The sequence below is a fragment of the Bacteroides sp. 224 genome, from assembly GCF_010500995.1.
Classification (GTDB): Bacteria; Bacteroidota; Bacteroidia; order Bacteroidales; family Bacteroidaceae; genus Bacteroides.
On sequence record NZ_QVMK01000093.1, the window covers coordinates 1 to 1,083 of the forward strand.

1 protein-coding gene is annotated in these 1,083 nt (G+C 37.5%); it reads left to right on the plus strand.

Features of this window, described 5'->3' with window-relative positions; translation table 11 throughout:
- Window positions 1-181 precede the first annotated feature (181 nt).
- Window positions 182-1,048: a transposase gene (locus tag D0T60_RS18475; RefSeq protein WP_163219959.1), complete on the plus strand. Its 867-nt coding sequence runs from the start codon at window positions 182-184 to the stop codon at window positions 1,046-1,048.
- Window positions 1,049-1,083 lie beyond the last annotated feature (35 nt).

A 1,083-nucleotide genomic window follows, 5' to 3' on the forward strand; every position in this document is an offset into this window, starting at 1 on the left:
ATGCGAATCAGTAGTTGAAATCACTCGCTGATTCAGTTAGTTAAAATGTTGTTATTCAGTTAATTATCTCATTAAAACATTTCTGTATCTCCTTGAAAATCAGTATATTAGAAGAATAAAACCTCTCATTTTTCTAATTATGATTCCCAAGGAGAAAGAATTAAAACTTATAAATATATATATGTATATCTGCGATATTTACGAGTCTTCACTGAAGTTCTACTGCCAGAGGTTCAGTAATAATGCAAATCCAACCTTTACGGATCAGGAACTGCTTACTGCTTATCTATTTTGCGGAGCCTATCAGCGATACTTCAGTATCAAAGAGATACATACGTTCACACAGGAATATTTGCTCTCATGGTTTCCTAAACTGCCTTCTTATCAGACGTTCAATTATCGATTGAACCTGATGAGCGAAGCCATTAGCCACCTTGTAGAGCACCTTATTACCTCCTTTAAACCAGCTGATTGTGATACCATGACATCCCTTATTGATTCTATGCCCATTATCACTTGTGCAGGGAAGAATAAAACAGGGAAAGTGGCTACCGAGATTGCCGCCAAAGGATACTGCTCTACAAAGAACATGTATTACTTTGGACTCAAACTCCACGCATTGGCTTTTAGAAGAAAAGGAACACTGCCATTCCCTGAAATGCTAATGCTATCATCTGCGGCGGAAAACGATTTGACCGTACTCAAAACAGAAGCAGCAGATAGCCTAACAGGTAGGAATATTTTTGCAGACAAAATCTACTCAGACTTTCCATTTTGGACAGAGAAACAGAAGAACCAAGGAGTATGCATACTAACTCCAGTTAAAGCAATCAAAGGCGAAGAGCCTGTAATTACCCAAAGAGAAAAAGCCTACAGAGACCTGTACTCAACCGCAGTATCCAAAATCAGACAACCAATAGAGTCGTTATTCAACTGGATTAATGAGAAAACAAATATTCAAAGAGCGATGAAAGTCAGGTCAACGCCTGGACTTTTAATACATACGATGGGGAAAATTGCCATCGCATTTATTTATCTAATTTTTTAAAACAACAGAATCAGAGTTCAAATACTGATTCGCAT

Excerpts from the sequence above, each read along its gene's own strand:
- D0T60_RS18475 (WP_163219959.1), top strand. The coding sequence starts at position 182 with ATGTATATCTGCGATATTTACGAGTCTTCACTGAAGTTCTACTGCCAG.